The organism is Nostoc sp. (genome assembly GCF_041747015.1).
Classification (GTDB): Bacteria; Cyanobacteriota; Cyanobacteriia; order Cyanobacteriales; family Nostocaceae; genus Nostoc.
Genome location: NZ_JBGTFY010000089.1, coordinates 1 through 4,071, shown reverse-complemented (window position 1 = coordinate 4,071; position 4,071 = coordinate 1). Strand labels below are relative to the sequence as shown.

3 protein-coding genes are annotated in these 4,071 nt (G+C 44.4%); all 3 read left to right on the top strand.

The features are described 5' to 3' along the window. The first annotated feature begins 143 nt into the window (after positions 1 to 143). The 3 genes from ACEW80_RS06820 (at position 144) to ACEW80_RS06810 (ending at position 3,824) form a co-directional block, all read left to right on the top strand. Complete coding sequence (locus tag ACEW80_RS06820; protein ID WP_373525873.1) at positions 144 to 1,346, top strand: WD40 repeat domain-containing protein; 1,203 nt, start codon at positions 144 to 146, stop codon at positions 1,344 to 1,346. Positions 1,347 to 1,461: 115 nt separating this feature from the next. After that, positions 1,462 to 2,832, top strand: a complete 1,371-nt coding sequence (der, locus tag ACEW80_RS06815) for a ribosome biogenesis GTPase Der (RefSeq protein WP_373525872.1) — start codon at positions 1,462 to 1,464, stop codon at positions 2,830 to 2,832. Between the two features lie 71 nt (positions 2,833 to 2,903). Then, positions 2,904 to 3,824, top strand: a complete 921-nt coding sequence (locus ACEW80_RS06810; protein ID WP_373525871.1) for an energy-coupling factor transporter transmembrane protein EcfT — start codon at positions 2,904 to 2,906, stop codon at positions 3,822 to 3,824. Positions 3,825 to 4,071: the final 247 nt, after the last annotated feature.

Below are 4,071 nucleotides of genomic sequence, written 5' to 3'. Positions count from 1 at the left end.
ACCGAGGAATTAATTGAAAACTGGTATGAAGTCCAGAGAAATTTGTCTCTTCAGGTGGCTCGTGACTTCATTCTGGAACATCTTGAACAAAAGATGGGCTTGATTACACATAGTCAGATTCCTGTCAATGCGTAAGTTCTGATATAGACACCGGGAAATGTCTGGATACTTTAAAGAAGCATACAAACCGTATTTGGTCAGTTGCTTTTCACCCTCAAGGACACTTAATTGCTAGTGGTGGAGATGACCATGCAGCTAGAGTCTGGGAGCTTCAGACAGGAAAGTGTACCAAAACCTTCCAAGGACACAGCAATGCTATTTATGCGATCGCTCACAGTTGGCAACAAAACTTACTTGCCAGTGGACATGAAGATCAGACAATCAAACTCTGGAATCTTAATCTCAATTCACCGCAAAGCTTAACGGTTGACCTCCAGCCTTTTCGCGTACTACACGGACACAGCAATCGGATCTTTTCAGTTGCCTTCAGTCCCAATGGAGAATTCCTGGCCAGTGGCAGTGCAGATGTCTACGACGGGCTACGCCTACGCACTATTAAGCTTTGGAATCCTCATACAGGGCAATGCCTCACGACTTTGTACAGTCACGGTAGTTGGGTTTGGGCAGTTGCTTTTAGTCCAGACAGTAAATTCCTTGCTAGTGGCAGCTACGACCACACTATCAAGATATGGGATGTATGTTCTGGTGAATGTTTGCAAACATTGCAGGGGCATCCTGGTTCTGTGCTGGCGATCGCTTTTAGCTCTGATGGAAAAACTCTCTTTAGCAGTGGCTATGAAAAAATAGTTAAACGCTGGGATGTTGAAACAGGAACCTGTCTTAATACTTGGGAAGCAGACTCTAACCGTGTTTGGGCAGTTGCGGTGAGTCCAGATACTCAATACGTTGCCAGTGGTGGTGATGACTCCTTGGTGCGCCTATGGGACATTGAAACAGGGGTTTGTCTGCGGACATTTTCTGGGCATACCAGCCAGGTACTCTGTATTTTGTTCACCGATGATAGCAGCCGTATAATTAGCAGTAGCAGCGATGTCTACGACGGGCTACGCCTACGCACCATCAAAATTTGGCATCTAGTTACTGGAGACTGCCTTGCTACGCTAGAGAATCATCTTCATTGGGTGTGGTCGCTTAGTCTAACCCCAGACGATCAAACTTTGCTTAGTGGCAGTTGGGATGAAACAATTAACTGTTGGGATATTACTACCGGGCAATGTCAGCAAACTTTAAGACCAGCCCGCCCTGATGAAGGCATGATTATTACTGAAGTCATGGGGTTGACTGAAGCAGAGGTAGCAACTTTGAAAGCTTTGGGGGCGAAATAAGTGAATTGATCCAGGACTTTAAATTTTGAATCCAAAATCCAAAATTTACAAGCTCAAATCCGGTGAGTAAAATGTCAGTATGTGATATACTGTGTCTCTCACTCACCCTGGTTTTATGGGACTGCCAATTGTTGCAATTATCGGACGCCCAAATGTGGGCAAATCCACCCTGGTTAATCGACTCGCCGGGGAACAAACGGCGATTGTCCATGATGAACCGGGAGTGACACGCGATCGCACTTATCTGCCAGCTTTCTGGAATGGTCGGGAATTCTTAGTTGTAGACACTGGTGGTCTAGTCTTTAATGATGATACCGAATTTTTACCACTGATTCGCCAACAGGCAATGACAGCTCTTGCAGAAGCGTGTGCCGCTATTTTTGTAGTCGATGGTCAAACAGGCCCCACATCGGCAGATTTAGAAATTGCCGAATGGTTGCGCCAACAACCAGTACCCGTGCTGCTAACTGTAAATAAATGTGAATCCCCAGAACAAGGCTTAATGCAAGCTGCCGAATTTTGGGAATTAGGATTAGGCGAACCTTACGCCGTCTCCGCAATTCATGGGAGCGGCACAGGAGAGTTACTCGACGACTTAATGGCTCACATCCCCAATATTGAGGATATCCCAGACACTAATGAAATAAAAGTAGCAATTGTGGGACGTCCGAATGTGGGTAAATCCAGCTTACTCAATACTTTTGTTGGGGAAGAGAGGGCAATTGTCAGCCCAATTTCCGGCACAACCCGCGATGCAATTGATACCGTCATTGAACGAGACGGACAAACCTACCGCTTAATTGACACCGCCGGCATTCGTAAAAAGAAACATATAGAATACGGTACGGAATTCTTTAGTATTAATCGGGCTTTCAAAGCGATTCGCCGTGCTGATGTGGTTTTATTAGTATTAGATGCTGTCGATGGAGTCACTGAGCAAGACCAAAAATTAGCTGGGCGGATTATCGATGAAGGTCGAGCCTGCATCATCGTCGTTAATAAGTGGGATGCCGTCGAAAAAGACTCTTATACAATCTACGACTACGAAAAAACTCTACAATCACGGTTACATTTTACCGAATGGGCAGAAACAATCTTTGTAAGTGCCTTGTCAGGACAACGGGTAGAAAAGATTCTAGAGTTGGTGAAGACGGCGGCGGAATCACACAAACGCCGTGTCAGCACATCAGTTATTAACGAAGTTTTAACAGACGCTGTGAGTTGGCATTCACCGCCAGCATCCCGTGGTGGGCGTCAAGGTAAAATTTATTATGGTACACAAGTAAGTAGCCAACCACCAACGATCGCCTTATTTGTCAACGAAGCCAAACGCTTCAACGACAACTACCGCCGCTACATTGAACGGCAATTCCGTCAACAGCTAGGATTTAAAGGTACCCCGATGATTTTACTGTGGCGGAGTAAAAAAGTGCGTGATGTCGAAAGTGGTAATGTAAATAGAGCAACTCGCGTCAAATTAAGTTAGGAGTTGAGAGTTATGAGTTACAGTCAAAACTTCTAACTCCTCACTTTTCACTTCTTACTCCTAACTCTAAAATGGATTTACTGCGATCGCTGCCACTTGGACTTTACTTAGAACAACCCCAAACTTGGCTGCATAAAATCGATCCACGAGTCAAGTTTGCCTGGTTAATGAGCTTTTTAACAAGCTACATTTTCGCCAATAATTTTTGGCGCGTGTTGTTGGTGGTGATATTGATCATTGCCACCTTAATTGCCAGAATTCCCCGACGAGTATGGCAACAGCAAATGGGTTGGTTATTAATGCTATCGTTTTTTGTGTTAGCGATCGCAGCCATCGGTCCTGATTCACTCGGTGTAGATTATCAGCCACGCTTGCCAGCTAACGAACAAATATTAACCCAGCCATCAAACTCTAATAATCCTGTTCAAGAGCAAGTAGACGATCAAAAAAAATACAGCTACGTGCTATTTCACAAAGGGCCAGTCAAAGTGACTCGCCGCTCCTTAGATTTGGCTATAAGTCTGAGTACGATTATATTTACCGTGATTTACAGCACTAACCTGTATCTGCTGACAACCGCACCAGAAGAAATCACATCTGGTATAGAAAGCTTGATGCAACCCCTACGACGCTTCAAGTTGCCTGTCACAGAGATTGCTTTAACTTTAACCTTATCCTTGCGCTTTATTCCCCTGGTTTTAGAAGAAGTGCAAAATTTATTTCGCTCCGTGATGACAAGGGCAATTAATTGGAAAAAGCTGGGATTAAAAGGAGCATTCAAGGTTTGGATGACAGTTGCAGAGAGACTTTTAGAAAATCTGCTCTTACGAGCTGATCAAATGGCGAATGCAATGATGGTGCGGGGTTTTACCAGTCCCAATGAACATCGTGTCCAGTGGCACGACTTACGATTAAAAGCGCATGACTGGCTTGCTATTGCAACTTTAATCTTATTCTGGGGAGTGCGCCTAGCTATAGGAACTAAGGTCTAATTTTGCACTGAGAAAATGGTAAGAGGTATTAAAGAATGCAGAAGTCAGAATCAATCAGTGGGGGATTCAGAGGTTGTTTGAAAAGTGGTTTGTTGTGCTTTTAATCGAATTATTACCCCCCTTAATCCCCCCTTATAAAGGGGGGAAACAATAAAAAAATCCGGTTCCCTCCCCTTAGAAAGGGGAGGGTTAGGGTGAGGTAACAACATTTGATACATCAATCATGACTTGTTCATTCATCCTCTCA

Coding starts and splice junctions, on each gene's coding strand:
- der (WP_373525872.1), top strand. CDS start 1,462: ATGGGACTGCCAATTGTTGCAATTATCGGACGCCCAAATGTGGGCAAA.
- ACEW80_RS06810 (WP_373525871.1), top strand. CDS start 2,904: ATGGATTTACTGCGATCGCTGCCACTTGGACTTTACTTAGAACAACCC.